The sequence below is a fragment of the Pseudomonas sp. MYb327 genome (genome assembly GCF_040438925.1).
Taxonomy (GTDB): domain Bacteria; phylum Pseudomonadota; class Gammaproteobacteria; order Pseudomonadales; family Pseudomonadaceae; genus Aquipseudomonas.
On the sequence record NZ_CP159258.1, the window covers coordinates 188,508 to 210,567 of the forward strand.

The 22,060-nt window shown below is 59.2% G+C and carries 19 protein-coding genes; 8 read left to right on the forward strand and 11 right to left on the reverse strand.

Annotation, left to right across the window (positions count from 1 at the left end; genetic code table 11):
- Positions 1-74: 74 nt before the first annotated feature.
- Positions 75-818 carry a phosphatase PAP2 family protein gene (locus tag ABVN21_RS00850; protein ID WP_339555426.1) on the reverse strand — a complete coding sequence of 248 codons (744 nt, stop codon included), beginning with the start codon at positions 816-818 and terminating at the stop codon, positions 75-77.
- A gap of 220 nt (positions 819-1,038) precedes the next feature.
- Here ABVN21_RS00850 and colR point away from each other — a divergent pair, with 220 nt between their 5' ends.
- The 5 genes from colR to ABVN21_RS00875 all read left to right on the forward strand — a co-directional run bounded on the left by colR (position 1,039) and on the right by ABVN21_RS00875 (position 4,768).
- Positions 1,039-1,722, forward strand: a complete 684-nt coding sequence (gene colR, locus ABVN21_RS00855) for a two-component system response regulator ColR (protein ID WP_020799911.1) — start codon at positions 1,039-1,041, stop codon at positions 1,720-1,722.
- Complete coding sequence (locus ABVN21_RS00860; protein WP_339555417.1) at positions 1,712-2,995, forward strand: HAMP domain-containing sensor histidine kinase; 1,284 nt, start codon at positions 1,712-1,714, stop codon at positions 2,993-2,995. The genes colR and ABVN21_RS00860 overlap by 11 nt, the downstream gene beginning before the upstream one ends.
- A gap of 156 nt (positions 2,996-3,151) precedes the next feature.
- A complete protein-coding gene (locus ABVN21_RS00865; protein WP_339555416.1) occupies positions 3,152-3,820 on the forward strand; it encodes a class I SAM-dependent methyltransferase in 669 nt (222 codons plus the stop codon).
- 4 nt (positions 3,821-3,824) lie between these two features.
- A complete protein-coding gene (locus ABVN21_RS00870) occupies positions 3,825-4,538 on the forward strand; it encodes a lipopolysaccharide kinase InaA family protein (protein ID WP_339555415.1) in 714 nt (237 codons plus the stop codon).
- A gap of 2 nt (positions 4,539-4,540) precedes the next feature.
- On the forward strand, positions 4,541-4,768 hold the full coding sequence (locus tag ABVN21_RS00875) for a hypothetical protein (protein WP_339555414.1): 228 nt from the start codon (positions 4,541-4,543) through the stop codon (positions 4,766-4,768).
- Positions 4,769-4,929: 161 nt separating this feature from the next.
- On the opposite strand, the gene ABVN21_RS00880 is transcribed toward ABVN21_RS00875, so the two are convergent.
- The 10 genes from ABVN21_RS00880 to ABVN21_RS00925 form a co-directional block, all read right to left on the reverse strand.
- On the reverse strand, positions 4,930-7,974 hold the full coding sequence (locus ABVN21_RS00880; protein ID WP_339555413.1) for a multidrug efflux RND transporter permease subunit: 3,045 nt from the start codon (positions 7,972-7,974) through the stop codon (positions 4,930-4,932).
- Positions 7,975-7,987: 13 nt separating this feature from the next.
- Positions 7,988-9,136 (reverse strand): efflux RND transporter periplasmic adaptor subunit, encoded by a 1,149-nt coding sequence (locus ABVN21_RS00885; RefSeq protein WP_339555412.1) that lies wholly within the window; start codon positions 9,134-9,136, stop codon positions 7,988-7,990.
- Between the two features lie 214 nt (positions 9,137-9,350).
- On the reverse strand, positions 9,351-10,451 hold the full coding sequence (locus ABVN21_RS00890; protein WP_339555411.1) for a DUF1513 domain-containing protein: 1,101 nt from the start codon (positions 10,449-10,451) through the stop codon (positions 9,351-9,353).
- Positions 10,452-10,465: 14 nt separating this feature from the next.
- Positions 10,466-11,530, reverse strand: coding sequence for an imelysin family protein (locus ABVN21_RS00895; RefSeq protein ID WP_339555410.1), 1,065 nt, complete (start codon positions 11,528-11,530; stop codon positions 10,466-10,468).
- 27 nt (positions 11,531-11,557) lie between these two features.
- The gene (locus tag ABVN21_RS00900) at positions 11,558-12,985 is read right to left on the reverse strand and encodes a di-heme oxidoredictase family protein (RefSeq protein ID WP_339555409.1); all 1,428 of its coding nucleotides are present in this window, start codon (positions 12,983-12,985) and stop codon (positions 11,558-11,560) included.
- Between the two features lie 267 nt (positions 12,986-13,252).
- Positions 13,253-14,608: an imelysin family protein gene (locus ABVN21_RS00905; RefSeq protein ID WP_339555408.1), complete on the reverse strand. Its 1,356-nt coding sequence runs from the start codon at positions 14,606-14,608 to the stop codon at positions 13,253-13,255.
- Positions 14,609-14,770: 162 nt separating this feature from the next.
- The gene (locus ABVN21_RS00910) at positions 14,771-16,822 is read right to left on the reverse strand and encodes an EAL domain-containing protein (protein WP_339555407.1); all 2,052 of its coding nucleotides are present in this window, start codon (positions 16,820-16,822) and stop codon (positions 14,771-14,773) included.
- A gap of 414 nt (positions 16,823-17,236) precedes the next feature.
- Positions 17,237-17,833 carry a Fe-Mn family superoxide dismutase gene (locus tag ABVN21_RS00915; RefSeq protein WP_095133215.1) on the reverse strand — a complete coding sequence of 199 codons (597 nt, stop codon included), beginning with the start codon at positions 17,831-17,833 and terminating at the stop codon, positions 17,237-17,239.
- A gap of 176 nt (positions 17,834-18,009) precedes the next feature.
- Positions 18,010-18,612 carry a LysE/ArgO family amino acid transporter gene (locus ABVN21_RS00920; RefSeq protein WP_274074307.1) on the reverse strand — a complete coding sequence of 201 codons (603 nt, stop codon included), beginning with the start codon at positions 18,610-18,612 and terminating at the stop codon, positions 18,010-18,012.
- A gap of 5 nt (positions 18,613-18,617) precedes the next feature.
- Positions 18,618-19,019, reverse strand: coding sequence for an ACT domain-containing protein (locus ABVN21_RS00925; protein ID WP_339555405.1), 402 nt, complete (start codon positions 19,017-19,019; stop codon positions 18,618-18,620).
- 96 nt (positions 19,020-19,115) lie between these two features.
- On the opposite strand from ABVN21_RS00925, the gene ABVN21_RS00930 reads away from it, so the two are divergent.
- The 3 genes from ABVN21_RS00930 (at position 19,116) to ABVN21_RS00940 (ending at position 22,032) form a co-directional block, all read left to right on the forward strand.
- A complete protein-coding gene (locus ABVN21_RS00930) occupies positions 19,116-20,009 on the forward strand; it encodes a LysR family transcriptional regulator ArgP (RefSeq protein WP_339555404.1) in 894 nt (297 codons plus the stop codon).
- Between the two features lie 54 nt (positions 20,010-20,063).
- Positions 20,064-21,056, forward strand: a complete 993-nt coding sequence (locus ABVN21_RS00935) for an NAD(P)-dependent oxidoreductase (protein ID WP_339555402.1) — start codon at positions 20,064-20,066, stop codon at positions 21,054-21,056.
- 106 nt (positions 21,057-21,162) lie between these two features.
- Positions 21,163-22,032 (forward strand): ATPase, encoded by an 870-nt coding sequence (locus tag ABVN21_RS00940; protein ID WP_339555401.1) that lies wholly within the window; start codon positions 21,163-21,165, stop codon positions 22,030-22,032.
- Positions 22,033-22,060: the final 28 nt, after the last annotated feature.

Sequence of the window (22,060 nt, forward strand, 5' to 3'; positions counted from 1 at the left end):
GGGTTTTTTATTGCCTTTTTTTTGAGATTCACATCAATCCCTGTAGGAGCGAGCCTGCTCGCGATGGGGCTGGATCAGGCGCCGACAGGTTCCGCATTAGCCTCAGTTTCAGCCTTCACAGCCGGCCGATACAGAATCCAGTAATAAGACCCCAGACAAATCAGCCAGCAGAACACTGCCGTCCACACGTTGTGTGAAAAGAAGTGCGCGCCTTGCATCATTCGCCCGATGGAAAACACGCTGCCCAGCGCAAAGGCGAACACAAACGCTGCGCGTGCCAGGCGCGGGCGCCGGTCACGCAGCACGAAGAACAACGCAAATAGCGTGAAACCGGTGGCGGCATGACCGCCGGGCCAGCAACGACCAGGTTTATCGGTAGGCGGGCGTGGGCTCAATAACTCGCTGTAGGTCTCGTGACCGCCGAATTGCTCAAGGCTCCATGGGCATTGCACGGCCGTTACCGCTTTCATCGGTGTGACGAAAGAAGTCGCCAGCCCCAAAGACAGCACCAGACAGCCTAATTCGCGTTTGAACGGTTTGAGCCGGGTCATGAAGAACGATCCTGCAAAACCGAGGATAGCCAGCAGCGAGAAGAGGATAACCACTTGCTTGGCCCGGTCATGCAGGATGTCTTCCAGGAAGTAACTGTGCCGACCGATGAATTCCCCAGCGACCGGATCGTAGAAAAGCCTGGCCAGGTCCATGTCCAGGGATGTCAGCTCAAGCAATACCAAAATAATCGCCGCAACGGCGGGAATGCCCAGGCATAACCACCCATTGAGCGGGCGGGAGGCAGGGCGGACAAGGGTCGAAACCATGGCAATTCCTTGGTCGGTAAAGTGATCTGAAGTACGCAGCCGCGCGGAGTTTGAGCCCGATCCTGTCGTCAGCCTGTGAACCAATAGTGAAAAAGTTGTTGAGGCGTTAACCGGGATTTTCACTGAAATTCGTAACTGCACGCAGTCCTAGCCGTGAGCCACACTTGGCCTTAAGCTGCGCGGGCCAAGACGGCCGTTACCGCGTACGGAGAAGGTGCCCATGCGAATTCTATTGGTTGAAGACAACCGCGATATCCTGGCTAATCTGGCCGATTACCTGGGCCTCAAAGGCTATACCGTGGATTGCGCGCAGGACGGTTTGTCAGGCCTGCATTTGGCGGCCACTGAGCATTACGACTTGATCGTCCTCGACATCATGTTGCCCGGGATCGACGGCTACACCCTGTGCAAGCGCCTGCGCGAAGATGCCCGCCGCGACACGCCCGTCATCATGCTGACGGCTCGCGATCAACTGGATGACCGGCTACAGGGCTTCAAGTCCGGGGCCGATGATTACCTGATCAAGCCCTTTGCCCTGTCTGAGCTGGCGGCGCGCATCGAGGCTGTCATGCGTCGTACCCAGGGTGGCGGTCGCCGCACTTTGCAAGTCGGCGATCTGAGCTACGACCTCGATACCCTGGAAGTCACCCGCGAGGGGCGCCTGCTCAAACTCAACCCGGTGGGCCTGAAGTTGCTGGCCGTACTGATGCAGAAAAGCCCTCACGTGTTACGCCGTGAAATTCTTGAAGAAGCGCTGTGGGGTGACGATTGCCCGGACAGCGACAGTCTGCGCAGTCACGTCCACCAATTACGTCAGGTGATCGACAAGCCATTCGCCAAGCCCCTGCTGCAAACCGTGCACGGTGTGGGTTATCGCCTGGCCGAGGGCCGTGATGGAGTTTAAACAGAGCCTTTCCCAGCGGATCATCATTGCCTTTGCGCTGATGAGCGCGTTGGTGGCGGGTGCATTCGCCATGGGCATCGTCTTCACCGTGCATCTGGTGGAAGAAAAACTGATTTCGGCAGGCCTGGGCGGCGACTTGCAGCGTCTGTTGCTGATGGACAATGTCTCCGACTGGAGCCATCGCCCTGAACCCGACCAGTTGTTCTATTTCAGCGGCGGGCGTGGCGATTTCGAGCTGCCCAAGGATTTGCGTCACCTGGATACGGGTTTTCACGAGGTGTTCCGCGAGAATTTGTCATACCACGCGATGGTCGAAATCATCGATGGTCGGCGGTATGTGCTGTTGCAGGATCAGAGTGATTTCGAAGAGCGCGAGCGGGTGTTGTTCGCCGTGGTGCTGGTGGGCTTCGTCCTCAGTCTGGCGTTGGCGGTTTTCCTTGGTTGGGTCCTGGCGCGCAAGGTGATGGCGCCGGTAGTGCGCCTGGCACGTCAGGTGCGTCATCGCGATCAGTTATTAGGTCTGGCGCCACCTCTGGCGCCGGATTACGCGGCGGATGAAGTGGGTGAACTGGCGGTGGCCTTCGATGCTACCCTCGGTCGATTGCGCCAGGCTTTGACGCGGGAGCGCTTGTTCACCAGCGATGTCAGTCACGAACTGCGTACGCCTTTGATGGTATTGGCCAGTTCCTGCGAATTGTTACTGGAAAACTCGGGCCTTGATCTGCGCGGTCGAGCCCAGGTCGAACGAATTGCCCGGGCCTGTGAGGAAATGCGTGAGCTGGTGCAAACCTTCCTGATGTTGGCCCGGGCGCAACGTGAGGACTCCAACATGTCACCGCAGCAGTCCGTGAGCCAGGTGGCCGATGGGCTGCTCAGTCTGTGGCGCGAGCCGATCGAGGCAAAAGGGCTTAGGTTGATCTTCGAACCGGGCAATCCGCAGAACACCCGTTTCAACGCAACATTGCTGCAGGCTGTCATGGGCAACCTGTTGCGAAATGCGCTGCATTACACCGAGCGGGGCTTCATTCGCCTGACCCTGACGAGCAGTGGTTTCCTGGTCGAGGACAGTGGCGTGGGGATTCCCGAAGAAAAACGCGAAGCCATGTTCGAGCCCTTCGTACGGGGCACCGAGAAGCGCGGCGACGGGCTCGGGCTTGGCCTGTCATTGGTGCAACGAATCTGTGAAAACCAGGGCTGGAGCGTCAGCCTGACAACCATGGAACCCAACGGGTGTCGTTTCCACGTGCAACTGCATACATCGCAAGTGCATTGAGGGATCAAAAAGGGGCAAATATATTAATAGCTGGCCCCTGTAATATCTCGAAATATTTTCGGGTTTTACATAACATTTTTTTCACAAAGGGATAACCTGAAACTGACACACCGCTACCTATGGTGGTTGGAATCAGAAGCTCAGGAGACCTTTGTGATGGCCGGCCCTATCAAACTAGATTTTTCCGAAAAATACGACGATCAACACGCCCAGCGTTACCTGCGCAAGCACAAGGATGGTCTTGGCCGTCGACTGTCTCACTTGCGCGACGAGCAGCTGGCGCGAAAGGCCCTGGCACTCGTCGGCGAGCCGGGGCTGGTTCTCGATTTGCCCTGCGGAGCAGGGCGTTTCTGGCCCTTGCTGGCAGAAAAGCCCAACCGTGTAATTATCGGTGCCGACAATTCCGAGTCCATGCTGAAGATCGCTACCCAGGCGCAACCGGCCGATGTGGTGAAACGGGTACAACCCTTGCACACTTCTGCATTCGACATCGCCTTGCCTGATAACGCCGTCGACAGCATTTTTTGCATGCGCTTGCTCCATCACATCGGTGAAGCCGAGCATCGACTGGCTATTTTGCGTGAATTCGAGCGCGTCACCCGGGACAGTGTGATTCTTTCGCTGTGGGTGGATGGCAATTTCAAAGCCTGGAAACGCAAGCGCGCGGAGAGAACTCGTGGGCAGGTTGGTTACCAGAACCGATTTGTGTTACCGGCTGCTACGGTCGAAAAGGAATTTGAGCAGGCAGGTTTTCGAATTCAGGAACAACTGGACTTTATTCCGCTCTATGCCATGTGGCGGGTCTACGTATTACGGAAGAGGTAACAGAATGGCAGCGCAATGTGCAGCGGAAGCGGAAGTCTCTTCCCCGGATCGCTTTGACTATTTCTGGAACCAGCGCGGTGACTGGGTAGAAGAGCCCAATGTCCGTCGCGGTGGCGAAAGTGGCGTGCAGCGCATCATGGGCAGCGATGGTCATCTGCTCTACGTTAAACGGCAGACCGGGCATATCCATCGCAGTTGGTTGCACCCGTTTGGCCGGCCGACCGTGTTGCGTGAACGCGATGCGCTGATCGGCGTACGCGCGCTGGGCGTACGCGTCCCGGAAATCGTTTACTGCGGCGCACAACGCGATCCGGTGCACAAATGGCGCGCACTGCTGGTTACCAAGTCACTGGACGGCTTTGAAGAAATTGAACATTGGTACGCTGGCGGCGGACGTGAGCGTGTCGGTGAGGCCGCGCATGATCGCGTGTTGAAGGATCTGGCCGATAACCTGGCGCGCATGCACAAGGGGCGCTGGCAGCACAGCTGCATCTATATCAAGCACGTATTCGTGCGCGTTACCGGCGTAGGCGAGGCGGCTAAAGTCGAGGTCGCCCTGATCGATCTCGAGAAGTGCCGACAGCGCCTGACCGCCTATCGCGCAGCTGCCCATGACATGAAACAACTGCGTCGCCACTCGTCGTTCAGCACGACAGACTGGGACAAACTCGTCTACTTTTATAAGACGGCGTTTGGCAGCGCTATCAAAGGTTTATAGCAATGAAACTCGAAGTTGCGCGAGGTTTGTTTCTAATAGGAGCCTTGGCAGTTGCTTCAATCGCGGTGGCGGCTTGGGAGCAGCCCCGCACGCAAGTACTCAGTTCAATGCAAGGTGACGCGCATTGTCCGTTGCCACGAGTTGCCAAGGCATCCGTAGCAACACAGCCCGACCATGATTTATTGCTGTTCATGTTTGGACTTTCTCAAGGATTGAGGCCGCAAAGTTGAACAGATTGAAGCCAAAATAAAGGCCTCGCTGATGCGAGGCCTTTTTTATGCCCGTTGACTGACGATTGCACTCAACCTTGCAGGAGCCGGCTTGCTGGCGATCCAGGCGCCGCGGTGCCCAAGATATACCGCGTCGTTGTTCATCGCCAGCAAGCCGGCTCCTACAGGGCGTTGGCGTGTACAGGCTTCTCGGGTTTGGCCAGCAGCGTGTACACGCACGGCAATACGAACAGCGTAAACAACGTACCAATCGACATCCCCGTTGCGATAACCGTACCGATATCGAACCGGCTGACCGCCCCCGCCCCGGTGGCGATGATCAAGGGCACCATGCCGAACACCATGGCGGCGGTCGTCATCAGCACCGGACGCAAACGAATGGCCGCCGCTTCTTCCACCGCCTCGCGAGCCGTCAGGCCCTTGTCCTTACGCAACTGGTTGGCAAACTCGACAATCAAGATCCCGTGTTTGCTGATCAGCCCGATCAACGTCACCAAACCAACCTGGGTGTAAATATTCATGCTCGACCAGCCGAGGAACAGAGGGATCAGCGCCCCGCAGATCGACAGCGGTACGGTCACCAGAATCACCAGCGGGTCGCGAAAGCTTTCGAACTGGGCCGCCAACACCAGGAAAATGATGGCCAGCGCCAGGGCAAAGGTCACCCATAACGCACTGCCTTCCTGAACGTATTGTCGCGATGCGCCCGCATAGTCGAACGCAAAGCCCGCCGGCGCTTCTTCCCGGGCGATCTGGCGCACGGCGTCAATCGCTTCGCCCATGCTGACCAGTGGCACCCCGGACAGAATGGCTGAGTTGAGTTGCTGGAACTGGTTCAGCTGCCGTGGTCGCGCCCGGTCTGTCACGGTAATCAGGGTCGACAGGGCCAGCAGTTCGCCTTTGCTGTTCTTCACGTAGTAATTGTTCAGCCAGTCCGGGTTATCCCGGAATGGACGCTCAACCTGGGCAATGACCTTGTAGCTGCGACCTTCAATGGTGAAACGGTTGATCTCCGCCTCGCCGAGTAACGTCGCCAGTGTTCCGCCGAGATCCTGCATCGAAACGCCCATCTGGGCGGCCTTGGCACGATCGATATCCACCACCACTTCGGGCTTGTCGAACGCCAGGTCGACGTCGGCGAAGGCGAACTTGCCGGACTCCATCACCCGTTTTTTCACCCGGTCGACCACTTGCAGCAGCAACTCGTAATCGTTGGCGGTGTTGATGACGAACTGGAAGGGCAGGCCTTCGCCGGTACCTGGCAGGGAAGGCAGGTTGAAACCGAAAATCTGCAGCCCCGGGATGCTCGCCAGTTTCGCTTGGACCTCGGGCAGAAGCTGCATTTGGGTGCGACTGCGTTCGTTCCACGGTTTCAGCAGGAAGCCGCCGACGCCCGATTGCACACCGTTGAAACCGTTGATCTGGAACGACGAGTAGTATTCGGGAAACTCCTTGAAGATCGTGATGAACTCGTCGGTGTAGGTGCTCAGGTAGTCCAGGTTGGTCGGCTGCGGGGCGTTGGCGATCATGAAAATGATGCCCTGGTCCTCATCCGGAGCCAGCTCCGACTTGGTGAAATTGAGCAGCACCGGAATCAGGCACAGCACGATCGCCGCGAACACTAGCACCACCGGCCGGGTGTTAAGGGTGCCGTGCAGCATGCGTTGATAGCGTCGTTTGAGACTTTCGAAAATCAGGTCGAGGCGGTGGGCGAGGCCACTGGGGTTTTCGTCGAGGCGCAACAGAAAGGCGCACATCATTGGTGACAGGGTCAACGCGACGATGCCGGAAATCACTACGGCCCCGGCCAGCGTCAGGGCAAACTCCTTGAACAGTGCCCCGGTCAGCCCCGTCAGGAAACCGATCGGCGCGTACACTGCCGCCAGGGTGATGGTCATCGAAACCACCGGCATGGCGATCTCCCGGGCGCCTTCGATGGCGGCGTCCAGGGGTGACTTGCCTTCCTCGATATGGCGATGGATGTTTTCCACTACCACGATGGCATCGTCCACCACCAGCCCAATGGCCAACACCATCGCCAGCAGGGTCAGCAGGTTCAGGGAATATCCCATCATCTGCATGAAGAACATCACGCCGATCATCGACAGCGGAATGGTGACCACCGGGATCACCACCGAACGTAGGGAGCCGAGGAACAGGAACACCACGACAATTACGATCAGCACGGCTTCGAAAAGGGTTTTCACTACTTCGTCGATCGAGGCCTGGATGAACAGCGTGGCGTCGTAGGCGATTTCAGCCTTGAGGTTCGGCGGCAGCTGGGCTTCAAGATCCGGCATGATCTTGCGCACTTCCTTGATCACGTCCAGCGGGTTGGCACCGGGTGTGGCCTTGATGCCGATGTAGACCGAGGGTGTGCCACCGAAAGAGCTGATGGTGTCGTAGTTTTCCGCACCCATCTCCACCCGCGCCACATCACTCAGCAGCACCCGACTGTCGCCCTCGACCTTGAGCGGAATCGCGGCAAAGGCTTCGGCGGATTTGAGTTCGGTATTGGCGTTGATGCTGGTGACCACGTACTCGCCTTTCACTTCGCCGGCGGCGGAGAGGAAGTTGTACTTGCGCACCGCATCGGTCACGTCGCTGGCGCTGAGGCCGAAACCGGCGAGTTTCACCGGATCGAGCCAAAGGCGCATGGCAAACACCTGGTTGCCGAGAATCTCGGCTTCGGCCATGCCCGGCAATGTCGCCAGTTTCGGCTGGATGACCCGCGACAGATAGTCGGTAATTTGCGGGTTGTTCAGTTCCTTGCTGAAGAAGCTGATGTACATCAACGCCGAGGCGTCAGCGGCCTCCTTGCTCAGGACCGGGTCTTCGGCGTCCTGGGGCAACTGGTTCTTGACCTCGTTGGCCTTGGCCAGCAGTTCGGTGAACAAACGGTCACTGTTGGCGCCGATGCGTGCGTAGATCGAGATCACCGAGAAGTTCTGGCGACTGACCGAGGTCATGTAGTCGATGCCCTCGGCGCTGGCCAGGCTCTGTTGCATCGGTTGGGTGATGTAGCCCTGAATGGTTTCGGCGTTGGCTCCGGGGTACGCGGTGGTCACCGTGATCAGGGCGTTTTCCATTTGCGGGTACTGGCGCAGCGGCAGCTTGCTCCAGGCTTGGAAGCCCAGCAGTACGATCAACAGGCTGACCACGGTGGCAAGCACCGGGCGGCGGATGAACGGATCAGTAAAAGCCATGGGGGTTCCTTGATCAGTCAGCGCGAGGCTGACTGTTCTTCTCGGCTAGGGTCTTGTCGTCGCTGATGGCGATGTGCGCGCCGTTGTCCAGTTTGATCTGGCCGGCAGTCACCACTTTTTCGCCGTTCTTCACGCCTTTGGTGATCATCACCAACCCGTCGCGACGTTCGCCAGTCTCAATGAAACGCCGTTCGGCAATCAGGATCGGTTGGCCCTTGTCGTCTTTTTCGATGCTGCCGTCTTCGGCTTTTTTCTCTGCGACGACATACAGCGAGTTGCCGTACAGCGTGTAGGTAATCGCGCTTTCCGGCACGACGATGCGCGGCTGCGGGTCGGGCAGCATGACCTGTAAGCTGGCGAACATGCCTGGCAGCAGCTTTCCATCGGGGTTGGCCAGCGTGGCGCGCACCTGCATATTGCGCGTGCTGTTCTCGAGCTTGGGGTTGATCGCGCTGATTTTGCCGGGGAAGGTTTGCGTCGGATAAGCCGCGACGATGATTTCAACCGGCTGGCCGAGGGCGATTTTCGGCACCGACTGCTCCGGCACGAAAAAGTCGACGTATAGACTGCTAAGGTCTTGCAGGGTGGCAATCATGGTGCCGCTGGCCAGATAGTCGCCAATGTCCACCTGACGAATGCCGATGGTCCCGCTGAAGGGGGCGACGATGCTTTTTTTGCCGAGCGCAGCCTTGAGTTGATTGACCGTGGCTTTGCTCTTTTTCAGCACCGCCGACAGTCGGTCGAACTCACCTTTGGAAATGGCCTGGCTACCGACCAGTTGACTGCCGCGACCGTAATCGAGCTGGGCCAGCCCAAGGTCGGCCTGAGCGGTTTCAAGCAGGGCAGTTTCCACGGCGCTGTCGAGGCGCAGGAGGGGCTGACCGGCCTTGACCTTCTGCCCCGACTCGAACTGCAAATCGATGACGGTGCCGTCTGTTTCGAGGCTCAGGTCCACGCCTTGCAGCGCCGTTAGCGTGCCGACAGTAGGCAGTCGCGCCTGCCAGGGCCGTTCGATGGCGGTGGCCACGGCGACACTGATCGGTGGTTTGGGCGCGGTGAAACCTTGAATCATCGTGTAGATGGAGAAGGCTTTGTAACCGGCCAGGACCAGCACGATCAACAGAACAACACCCAACATGATCAGCATGCGGCGACGCAGCATATTTCCAGTTCCTTGGAGAAAATCAGGTGAGACAGGCGGGAACCTTACCCCGACTCCGAGGGTGATTCCAATGGATGTTTTTTTGCAGCTTCCCCAATTTGTAGGAGCCGGCTTGCCGGCGATGGGGCCATTAAATATGGCGGGGGTTTTGAGATGGACATCGCTGGCAAGCCAGCTCCTACAGAGAATCGCATTTACCGTAGGAGCCGTTGCGTTACGCCATCAGATGCAGATGGTTGTCCCAGAGCCCCGCCGGAAGGTCCAGCGGTTTTGCAACCAGATCGGTCTGGCGGCAATCGTAGTAGCGGCAGCGACCCTGGCCCGAGGTCACGACAAACCCGTCGGCCACCGCACCGACTCCGGCGCAATCGGGAAGTGGCGCGTCCAGTCGCACTTCGCCACTGTCCAGGTCCCAGATGAAAAAGCGGTTGCCCCGTGGCGCGGTCAACGCGACCAGCCGCAAGTCACTGTGCACCGCGACGCTCGCGGTGTAATGCCCCATGGCTTGCAATTGATGCTCAGGCACCGGAAACGCCACGAACGGTTGGCCCGGACGCTTGATCGCCAAGAGTTCCGAGTGCTCGTGCGCCGCGCCCATGAATTGCTGGCCGGCGACGATGGTGCCGTCGCTGGCAATCCCCAGGTGGCGCACGCTGTTCATCTGCTGTGCGAGGGTTTCCTTGCTCAGCAATGTGCCGTCGCGTTGCATCAGGACCAGGCTCGGCTCCATGGCGTTCAGGTTCATCTCGACCCGGCTTTCAGCTTCGGTACGAATCCCGCCGTTGGCCACCACCAGAGTTTCGCCATCGGGCATCCACGACACCTGATGCGGGCCGATGCCGTGAGTGGAAATCTCGCCGCTATGGACCAAGCGTTCACCTTCGAACTTGTACACGCCGAGCAGCCCGCGACCCGGATCGGTCGTGTCGTTTTCGGTGGCGTACAACCAGTCGCCGCTGTGGTGTATCACGGCGTGACCGTAGAAATGCCGATTTGGTTGCGACGCAACGGTTTGCAGCAACGTGCCGTTACGCAGGTCGATCAAGTAGCTCTCGGTGCCCGGGCGCCGGGCGACAAACAGCGCGATCGGCAGCGCCGGGTGATTGATGATGTCGTGGCAACGCTGGCCGACCTCGGTGGCGAACACCTGGGTGCCATCCAGCCGATAACCGACGGCGTAGTGCCTGCCATCGGTATCATCCCGCGCCGAAAGCAGCAGCGGGCTTTTGTCCTTTTGCTTGAACAGCGTCCAGCCGCCCAGTGTCACTGCTCCCAGCAGCAAGCTACCTAAAGTCAGAGCCTGACGTCGCAGCATGGCACTCGTCCTCATTAGTCACCGTCGTTGGCGTTGAAGCCCAGTTGAATGCCCAACGCCTTGGCCAGCTCGCCTTCGTGCAGGCGATGGACGACGTTGAGACTGTCGTAGAGATCATTGAGTTGCTGGCGACCGGCATCGTCGCTGAGCATTTCAGTCAACGAACGCTGGTTGCTGGCGAACAGTTTCAAGGACGCGGCATAGGCGGCGTCGATCTTGTCGGCCAGTGGTTTCTGCTCGCTCGGCAGCAGGCCACGAATGCCTTTGTTGTCGACCCCTTCCCACACCGTTTTGGCGGCGGCGAGGCTGGCTTCGAGACCGGTCAAAGACGACTGGCTACGCCATGCATCGGCCTGGAACGGTTGCGGCACGCCCTTGCTCTGGCGGCCCATTGGCGTGCCGAGTTTTTTCTTCAGGCTGTCGAGGGCGGTGACTTGCACGCGCAGCACATCGGCGATGGCTTCGTGGGAGTCGGCGTAGCGCTGGTTCGGGAATTTGCTCATCTGCGCGAGCATGCCATCGGTGTTGTTCCAGCTTTTCAGAATCTCTTCGGCCAGTTGTTTCTGACGCTCGCCGATGGCGATCAGCAGCGGGCAGTATTTGGCTTTCTGTTCAGCGTTGGCCACATCAGGCTTGCTGTCGAAAAGGATGTATTCGTAGGCCGACAGGCCTTGCACCACGACGCTGGACTTGGCCAGGGCAGCGGCATCGATCTGCGGCTGTGCGGTGACCAGTTGCTCGACCTGACGGCCGACCAGGTTTTTCTTGTCCGGCCAGAATTGCACCTGCCAGGCACGGTTGCCCTCGGCCAGCGGGCCGATCAGCAGCGGTTGCAGCTCGGCCCAGGCTTTTTGCGCGTGCAGGAAATCGGCGCGGGCGGTTTCGAGGTTTTCCTTGCCTTCGCAGTAGGCGAGGGCGCTGACGGCCAACTGGCGGTCGGCTTCAACCCAGCGGGTGTAGGTCGGCAGAATCACCGACTTGGCGATCGCCGCCGAAGTGACAGCTTGCGGGTCCTGTGGCGAACAGGCGCCCAAGGCTAGCGCGGCAAGGCTGGTGAACAACAATTTGGGACGGAACATGTCGGGCTCCCGCTGGAAGAGTGCGTATTAAAGGGAATTCAAAAACGCCAGCAACGCAGCGCGCTGCTCGGCATTGAAAGACAAAACCTGTTGCTGCGCCGCTTTCGCCTCGCCGCCATGCCAGAGCACGGCTTCGAGCAAGTTGCGGGCGCGGCCGTCATGCAAGAACTGGGTGTGGCCACTGACCGCTTCCGTCAGGCCGATGCCCCACAACGGCGGCGTGCGCCAGTCGCGGCCGCTGGCCTGGAATTCAGTGCGGTTGTCGGCCAGACCGTCGCCCATGTCATGCAGCAGCAAATCGCTGTAAGGGCGAATCACTTGATTGGCCAGTTCAGGTTCGGCGGCGTTGGCGGCGGTGGTGTATTTCGGTGTGTGACAGGACTGGCAGCCGGCCTGGTAAAACAGGTTTTTGCCGGCCAGCACTTCAGGTGCGCTGACATCGCGGCGCGCCGGTACGGCGAGGTTGCGGCTGTAGAAAAGCACCAGGCGCAGGATGTTATCGCTGACTTCCGGCTCGCCATCGGGGCTGTTGCCGTTCGGAGCGGTTTTGCAGGCGGTTTGCGTGTCGGTACAGTCATCAACGGTTCTCAGGCTGGTCGTGAGGCCCATATCACCGGAAAATGCGTGCACATTTTGTTGATTGAGGTTTGGTTGCCCGGCCTTCCAGCCAAATCGCCCGAGGACGGTTTTCTGCTGGGCGTCGTCCCAGACCCGGTTCGGGCGTCCGGCGATGCCGTTGTTTTCTTTCGCCTGAGCATCGGCGTTGGCCAGGATCGCTGCTTCGGGGATGGCTTCAAGCAAGCCGAGGCCGATCATCGGCGGTGCAACCCGCGCGGAGAAACGGGTGTCGGGGTGCATCGGGCCGTAGCCCAGCTGGGTGATGTTCAGGTTCGGCTTGCGCAACTCGACTTCGGTGCCGTCCTTGAAGCGAACCGCCACCGGCGTGTAATCGACGCGCACTTTGCCTTCCGGGACCACGCCGGGGACGGCCATGTCCTGGAACTGCCCGCCGTAGACCGGCTCCGGCACCACACCCAGTTGCTCGATGACCTTGGCGTAGGCCGGGGCATCGGGGATCGACAGACGCACCAGCATCGACACGGCGTTCACCGCATCTGGCGTGGGCGGATGACCGCGGCCGTCCTTGATGTGGCAGTTCTGGCAGGCGTTGGTGTTGAACAGCGGACCCAGGCCGTCACGAGCGGTGGTGGTCGACGGGGCGATCACCCAGGGATTGCGGAAAAAACTGTTGCCGACGCTGAAGTCCACGCGCCGCGACGGCGGCAGGTTGGCGGAGGGCAGGGAAAACGCGTTCTGATCGGTCTTGCGCACGGTCGCATTTCCCCCGGAGCGGGCTTCACCGGGTTCGGCCTTGGTAAAACGCGGGGCGTCATCGCAGGCACTCAGGCCCAGGGCCAGAAACAGTGCGGATAAGCGAAGAGGCAGCGGAGGCATCAGACATCCTGCAAGACGAGCAAAACAAGGGCGCAAAGTCTAACAGGGCAGCGGGTTTTGAATAAGAGGAATTATCGTTTGCTTGATCTGGGGGCAGGTTTCAAGTTGGGACCGTGTCGTGGCCATCGCGGGCAAGCCACGCTCCTACAGATCTCGCATCGAACCTGTAGGAGCGGGCTTGCCCGCGATGAGGCCATCAACATCACTGACAAATCAGGCCAAAAAAAGGCGACCCGAGTCGCCTTTTTTTCACTCAGCCAGCGTTGATCAGAATTCGTGATCAGCGTTGTCCGGGTTCAGGTCGGCGATGCCCAGTTTGCCAGCGGCAGCCTCGATCGAACCGGTCTGCTTGACCAGAGAAGCGATGGCGTCGCGGACGATCTGGTTGCCAGCGGCGTTACCGGCAGCGATCAGCTGGTCGTAGTGCTCACCCTTGTTGGCATGATCAACGATGACCTGCATCTTGGCTTCAGTTGCAGCCAGGTCGGCTTTCAGTGCGGTGTCGGCAGCCGGGTCAACTTTGGCCACCAGGGACGACAGGCTGGCGCCGGTCATTTTGGTGCCGTCGACGCGAGTGTATTCACCCAGGTAAACGTTACGAGCGCCTTTGGCATCGTAGAACTGCGAGTTGTGGGTGTTGTCGCTGAAGCAATCGTGTTCGTCTTCCGGGGAGTTGGCTTCCAGGGAAACCTTCATGCGCTCGCCCGCCAGTTCGCCCAGGGACAGGCTGCCCATGCCGAACAGCATTTTGCGCAGGCCACTTTCAGCCGGTTCGGCTTCCAGGGTGGCGCGGTAGTTGTCGGCCACGTTTGGCTTCCAGTTGCCGACCATTTCTTCCAGGTCGCTGACCAGCAATTGCGTCACGGATTTCAGGTAGGCACGGCGACGATCGTTGTGACCGCCGGTGGCGCCTTTGCCTTCCAGGTAGTCCGAAGGCGGACGGTTGCCAGCACCAGGGCCGGTGCCGTTCAGGTCCTGGCCCCAGAGCAGAAATTCGATGGCGTGGTAGCCAGTGGCGACGTTGGCCTCGGAACCGCCCAGCTCGTTCAGGCTGGCGAGTTTTTCCGGGGTGATGTCTTTCACATCGACCTTGTCTTCGCCGACCTGGATCTGGGTGTTGGCGATGATGTTGGCGGTGGCACCAGGGTTACCCAGTGCGTGTTCGTAGGATTTGTCGACGTAGTCGATCAGGCCTTCGTCCAGTGGCCAGGCGTTCACCTGACCTTCCCAGTCGTCGATGATGGTGTTGCCGAAGCGGAACACTTCGCTCTGCAGGTAAGGAACGCGAGCGGCGATCCAGGCAGCCTTGGCAGCTTTCAGGGTGTCCGCGTTCGGCTTGGCGAGGAAAGCGTCGACGGCGGTTTGCAGGGTTTTCGCAGTGGATTCGGCATCGCTGTAGACAGCGAATACGATGTCGGCGTAGTGCGCGACAACGGCTTTGGCGGCGGCTTCGTCGACTTTGGAGGCAGCAGCAGGTGCAGCGGCTGGAGCAGCCGGGGCAGCTGCGGTGCTGGCAGCCGGCGCAGGAGCGGCAGCTTTGTCTTTGTCTTTGCCTTCACCGCAACCGGCGAGGGAAATTGCGATGGCCAACAGACTGGCGGTAGCCAGAGGCATACGAATCATGGCGAACATCCTGCTTCGAGAGGGGGTGGTATGACGCGCCCAGCGCGCAAAACTGCCACATAATGCAAATCTTTCGCATTATGTGTAAAGGGTTGTGCTTGGAAATATTTCTTATTCACGAAGCGGTTGCGTTGGATCAAAGAGCCAGACGCAGCCGATTCATCAAAGGATGGCCGCATTGCTGCGCTGGGCCTGCCTCAGGTAGGCGCTCAATTCCCGTGTCGGCAGGGGTTTACTGTAGAAATAACCCTGACCTTCGTGGCAGCCCTCGGAGATGATGTAAGCCTCTTGCTCGGCCGTTTCCACGCCTTCTGCAATCACCTGCATGCCCAGGCTCTTGCCCAACTGGATGATGGCGCGAACGATGGTCGCATCGTCGTCGTCATCGAGCAGATCCTGAACGAAGCTCTTGTCGATCTTGATCTTGTCTAGCGGCAGGCTTTTCAAATAGCTAAGGGATGAATAGCCGGTCCCGAAGTCATCGATCGCGATCAACGCGCCGGAGCGCCGCAGGCTGAGCAAATGCTGGGCGGCGGTGCTGATGTCTTCCATCAGGCCGGTCTCGGTGACTTCCAGCTCCAGGCTGCGCGGTGGCAGGCGATACATCTGCAGCAGGTTGTTGACCACCCGTGGCAATTCGGCGTGGTGCAATTGTACGGTGGACAGGTTTACCGCCATGCGCAGGTCGGTGAAGCCCTGGTCATGCCAGTCCCGCAGCTGTTTGCACGCCTGATCGAGCACCCACTCGCCGATGGCAATGATGGTGCCGTTCTGCTCGGCCAGCGGTATGAACAGGTCCGGCGGTACCAGACCGTGCTCCGGATGCTGCCAGCGAATCAAAGCCTCGACGCCAACCACACGATGATCGCGGTAGCTGATCTGCGGTTGGTAGACGAGGTAGAACTGGTCGCGGGTCAGGGCGTCGCGCAGGTCTTTTTCCAGTTCGCGACGGCGGCGCATTTCGGTGTCGACGCTGGCGATGTAGAACTGATAGCGGTTGCGCGAGCGAGTCTTGGCCAGGGTCATGGTTTGCTCGGCTTTTTGCAGCAGCTTTTCGGTACTGTCGCCATCCTCGGGAAACAAAGTGATGCCGATGGTGGCGCGCAGACGGATTTCCTGATGATCAAGGGCAAACGCCGCTTCCAGGTCATCGAGAATGCTTTGCGCCAGTTCAGCTGCTTCGTAGGGTTGTTCGATATCGGCCTGAACCAGGGCGAACTGGTCGCCGCCGAGACGGGCGAGGGCGCCGAGGCGGCCACTGTGCGCCCGCAAGCGATCAGCCAGGGCCAGCAGCAACTGGTCGCCGGTCTGATAGCTGAATTGTTCGTTGATGCCCTTGAAGTCATCGAGGCCGACACACAGCACCGCGACTCGCCGTTGCAACTTGCCGGCGTCGACCAGGATTTTGTCCAGCTGCGTTTGCAACTGCTGGCGGTTCGGCAGCCCGGTAAGGAAATCGTACTGGGCCATGCGCAACAGGCTGTTTTCGGCTTCGTGACGCAGATGGGTGTTGCGTTCAATGGACTCCAGCAACTGGTTGGCGGTGTTTATCCAGATCCCCAGTTCGTTTTTCTCGTGCCCTCTGAGCAGCGGAATCTTGTGTTCGCTGGGGCGGTCCGGGTTGATTTCGGTCAGATGCTCAATGATCCGCGACAGCGGTTTGGTCAGCAGCCAGTGGTAGACCAGGTACAGCACCAACCCCATGGCCAGCGCGCGCAATACACCGGAAATGAAAATGATCACTGAGCTGACAATAAAACCTTGCCCATAGGTGGCGGTGTCCAGGGTGATGCTCAGATCGCCGTAATACTCGCTGTACGGACCACGACCCACCAATTGAGTGGTGAAGGTGCGTTCCTTGCCCAGGATCAGGTCGGTCAGCCAGCGACTGTTGGAGTGCTGCAACTCGCGTGATTTTTGCGCGAGCATGGCTTCATTGGGATGACCGATGGAGGCCTGACGCACGGCATCGTCCTGAAACAGGCCTTCGATAACCTGCATGCCCATTTCCCGGTCCAGGCTGTAGACGGCCTGGGTCGAGGGATCGCGGAACATGTCGAGGATGCGTTCGGCATCGTTGGCCACGGCCTGGCGTGTTTTATAGGCATCGAAAACAATCTGTGCGCAGCTCAAGACCACGCCGACGATCAACGCCGACAGGAGCACGACCCGAAGCAACTTCACCGACAAGCTGTTCTTGAGTTCCAGCTTCAAAGGGTTATTCCTTGTTCCGTGCGGGTAGCATCAAGTTGCCATGAGTATTGGCAATCCCGTGATGGCAGTCAAAGGGACAATCTTCCATGTGAGATTTTGCCTGCAGCTTGGCCGATTTGCTGTTATCTGATGGTCCTATTCGTACTGTGTCGGTTGTCGAGTCCTTCAACTTGAGCGGGGAGGTGGAGATATTTTGCTTTTTGTTGATGTTAGACGGCTGTGGCGCTGGGGCAAGGGGTTGAAGGATGGTTTCATCGTGGGAAATTGGCCTGTTTTTATTGAGAATCGCGATTGATCTGTAGGAGCTGGCTTGCCAGCGATGGCGGCAAATCAGCCGCCACAACACGGCCAGGCATTTATCAGGCCCATAAAAAAACCCGGCTAAAAAGCCGGGTTTTTTGACTGGTATCGAGTTTAAGCGGTGAAGGTTTTGCCTTCGAACTGCTCAGCCACGAATTTCCAGTTGACCAGGTTCCAGAACGCTTCGACGTACTTCGGACGCAGGTTGCGGTAGTCGATGTAGTAAGCGTGTTCCCAGACGTCGCAGGTCAGCAGCGGGGTGTCGCCGTTGGTCAGCGGGTTGCCGGCGCCGATGGTGCTGGCCAGGGCCAGGGAACCGTCAGCCTTTTTCACCAGCCAGCCCCAACCGGAACCGAAGGTGCCGATGGAAGTCTTGCTGAACTCTTCCTTGAACTTGTCGAACGAACCGAAGGCCGCGTTGATGGCATCAGCCAGTGCGCCGGTTGGTTGACCGCCGGCGTTTGGTGCCAGGCAGTTCCAGTAGAAAGTGTGGTTCCAGACCTGAGCGGCGTTGTTGAAGATACCGCCCGAGGAAGACTTGACGATTTCTTCCAGGGTCTTGCCTTCGAACTCGGTGCCTGGCACCAGGTTGTTCAGGTTCACGACGTAGGTGTTGTGGTGCTTGTCGTGGTGGTATTCCAGAGTTTCCTTGGAAATGTGCGGCTGCAGAGCATCGTGTGCGTAAGGCAGTGGCGGCAATTCGAAAGCCATGGTGGATCTCCTAATCAGGTCAGGTGCGGTGAGCGCAAGGCCGATCACGGGCGGCCAGACTAGCGCCGGGGAGTTTGTACTCTTTGCGGCGCAGGTGTCGGATCATAGCACCGGGGGTGCGGCATAACCACGCAACAACTGTGTGGAATAGAGGTTCCAGAGCTGTTTGGAATAAATCAACCGGCGGTGATCAACTGCAGTGCTACGGCAAACATCATCACGGCCACCAGCAGGTCGAGAATTCGCCAGGTACTGGGTCGAGCCAGCCACGGCGCCAACCACGCCGCACCGAGCGCCAGGGTGAAAAACCATAATAATGAAGCGCTCGCCGCGCCCACGACATACGCGCCCGGTTCTGTCTGCTGGGCACCGAGGGAGCCGATCAGCAAAACAGTGTCCAGATAGACATGCGGATTGAGCAAGGTCACCGCCAATGCGCTGAGCATCACCGCTCGCAGCGAGCGCACGGTCTGGTTCTCGCCCTGTTGCAGGCTTTGTTTCGAGCAGGCCCGGCGCAACGCCTGGCTGCCGTACCACAGTAGAAACGCCGCGCCACCCCAACGCGCGATAGCCAGCAACGTCGGGTTTTGCGCCAGCACCGTTGCCAGGCCGAATACCCCGGCGGCCACCAACAATGCATCGCAGGCCACACACAGCGCCGCCACCGGTAAATGGTGTTCACGGCGCAGGCTCTGGGCCAACACAAACGCGTTCTGGGTGCCGATTGCCATGATCAGACCGAAGGCCACCAACAGGCCGTTTACATAGCTTTGCCACATGGCTGTTACTCCGCGTTGGCTGCCAGATCGCGCAGCACTTGCATGGCGCGTTCGGCATCGGTCTGGCCGACAAACAAGTGGTCGTGGTAATAGCCGGCGATCACGTTACAGCTGATGCCGGCCTGGCCCAGTGCCGTGGAGAATGCGGCCGTCAGGCCGACTGCTTCGAGGGACGAGTGCACGTTCAAGGTGATCCAGGCCGCGACGTAGTCGAATTTGAACCCGGCCTGCTCGGCGTGGGAACGTTCGACAATTACCGTCAGACCTTCCTGCTCGCGGAAGCTGCCGATAATTTCCAGACCCGCGGGCAACTGCCCGTCGCGCAGGGTGCAGAACACATATTCGCCGACATTGAGTTGCGGGCTCATGCTGCGCAGCAGCGTTGCCAATGAAGTTTCGCCAGCCATGTGGGTGTTCCTTGTTCAAGAGTTCTTGCTGGTCATTCTCCCGTGACAAGCTGTATAAGAAAAACCAATCTTGCTGATCGCTCATTAGGAAAACTGATGTTCGACTATAAATTGCTTTCTGCCCTGGCCGCTGTGGTCGAACAGGCCGGCTTTGAACGGGCTGCGCAGGTGTTGGGTTTGTCGCAATCGGCGATTTCCCAGCGCATCAAATTGCTCGAAGCGCGTGTCGGCCAGCCCGTATTGGTGCGAGGCACGCCGCCATCTCCGACGGAGATTGGCCGGCGTTTGCTCAACCACGTCCAACAGGTGCGGTTGCTTGAGCGTGATCTACAAACATTGGTGCCGGCGCTGGATGAAGAAGGCCTGCCGGAGCGCCTGCGAATCGCCTTGAACGCCGATAGCCTGGCCACGTGGTGGGCGCAGGCCGTGGGGGATTTTTGTGCGGAGCAACATCTGCTGATGGATCTGGTGGTTGAAGACCAGACCGTCGGCCTCAAACGCATGCGCGCCGGTGAAGTGGCGGCTTGCCTGTGTGCCAGCGAGCGGCCGGTCGCTGGCGCGCGCAGCGTTTTGCTCGGCGCGATGCGTTACCGGGCGCTGGCCAGTCCGGCGTTTATTGCCCGGCATTTTCCTCAAGGTGTGCGCGCCGATCAGTTGGCGCGAACCCCGGCACTGGTGTTCGGCCCGGATGATTTCCTACAGCATCGATACCTGGCTTCACTCGGTGTCGATGGCGGATTCGAACACCATTTATGCCCTTCGTCTGAAGGCTTTATCCGCCTCACCGAAGCGGGTCTCGGCTGGGGGCTGGTGCCTGAACTTCAGGTTCGCGAGCAGCTGAAACGCGGTGTTTTGCTGGAGCTTTTGCCAGATAAACCGATCGATGTGCCGCTGTACTGGCATCATTGGCGCAATGGCGGTCAATTGCTGGGATTACTGACCGATCAGTTGGTACACGCGTCGAAACAATGGTTGGTGCCCTTGGACTGACGGGCAGCGTCAAGACCTCTCGCACTACGCAAAACGAAATATTCGGAGCAATACATGAAAATTCTGGTCACCGGCGCAAGCGGCTTCATCGGCGGGCGCTTTGCGCGTTTCGCCCTGGAGCAAGGCCTTGATGTGCGGGTCAATGGTCGCCGGGCCGAGGGTGTGGAGCATCTGGTGCGGCGTGGTGCCGAGTTCGTCCAGGGTGACTTGAGCGACCCGGAGCTCGCCCGTGAGCTGTGTTCCGACGTTGAGGCCGTGGTGCATTGCGCCGGCGCCGTCGGGGTGTGGGGGCGTTACCAGGATTTTCTTCAGGGCAACGTCCAGGTCACCGAGAACGTGGTCGAGGCCTGCCTGAAGCAGCGGGTCCGGCGCTTGGTGCACTTGTCGTCGCCATCGATTTACTTTGATGGCCGCGATCACTTGAGACTGACCGAAGAACAGGTCCCCAAGCGCTTCAAGCACCCTTACGCAGCGACCAAATACCTGGCCGAGCAAAAAGTCTTCGGCGCCCAGGAGTTCGGACTGGAAACCCTGGCACTGCGCCCGAGATTCGTGACCGGGGCCGGTGACATGAGCATCTTCCCGCGCCTGCTGAAAATGCAGCGCAAGGGACGCCTGGCAATCGTCGGTAACGGCCTGAACAAGGTCGATTTCACCAGCGTGCAAAACCTCAATGAAGCATTGCTCAGCAGTTTGCTGGCCAGCGGTTCGGCGTTGGGCAAGGCCTACAACATCAGCAACGGCACGCCTATTCCATTGTGGGACGTGGTCAATTACGTCATGCGCAAAATGGAAGTCCCACAGGTTACGCGCTACCGTTCCTACGGTTTGGCCTACAGCGTCGCGGCGCTCAACGAGGGCGTGTGCAAGTTGTGGCCGGGTCGCCCGGAGCCGACCCTCTCGCGCTTGGGCATGCAGGTCATGAACAAAAATTTCACCCTGGACATCAGCCGCGCCCGGCATTATCTGGATTACGACCCGAAGGTCAGTCTGTGGACGGCCCTCGATGAGTTCTGCGGCTGGTGGAAGGCCCAGGATATTCGCTGAAAGGTCCCACACTGAACCGAGTGCGGGGTCGAAGGTCAATCGGTGCGGCAGTGGGGGTTATACTCGCCGCATCAAGCCATCACCGCGATTCACAAAGGTTGACTCAATGTCCATGCGTAACGATGCCCGTGACGACTTCGATGATGTACCGAGCCTGCGTGCCGACGTCCTCGACGACGATGTTTTTCCGGCCACCACCCGCACCTCCGTGCATTCGCGGCCGGCGCCCGTGGTTAAAGTCAGAGGCCCGAGCACGGGGCCGTTGTGGGCGCTGGTCGGCGCGCTGTTCTTTGCCTTCGCCGGTCTGGCCTGGTGGAGTTTTCAGCAGATTTCGCTGATGGAACAGCAATTGGTCGCGACCCAGGAAAGTTTCGCGCGGATCAGTGAGGAAGCGGCGGGGCGCTTGCAGGATATTTCCGGCAAGGTGGTCGCCAGCCAGACCAACGTCAGCTCGGACAGCGAAGCGCTGAAGCAGCAAATCAAGCTGCTGGAAAGCAAACTCCAGGATCAGAGCCAGCAGCAGCAAGGCGTTGCGGGTCAAACCTCGGATCTGGACAAGCGCCTGGCGCAGATGACCGCGCAAACCACCGATCTGGACAAACGCCTGGCGCAGGTAACAGCCCAAAGCACCGAGCACCAAACCGTCAACACGCAGTTGCAGGCGCAGGTCAAAGTCTTGATCGGCGACGTTGCCGCGCTGAAAAGTGCCACGACCGACACCGAGAAATTCGATGCACAGCTGAAAAGCCTCGGCGCCGATATCACGGCGCTGAAGAAACAAGGCAACCCGAGCGCTGCCATCGATCGTCTGGAGCAGGAGATCGTCGTACTCAAAAGCGAGCAGGACAATCGCCCTTCGCCAGGTGCGACCAATACTGCAGAGTTCGACGCTTTCCGTGGGCAGGTGACGCGCACCATCAATTCCCTTCAAGCGCAGATCCAGAACCTGCAACAACAATTGCGCGCCCGTCAGTAACTCCACAGGCACTCTGTGGCGAGGGAGC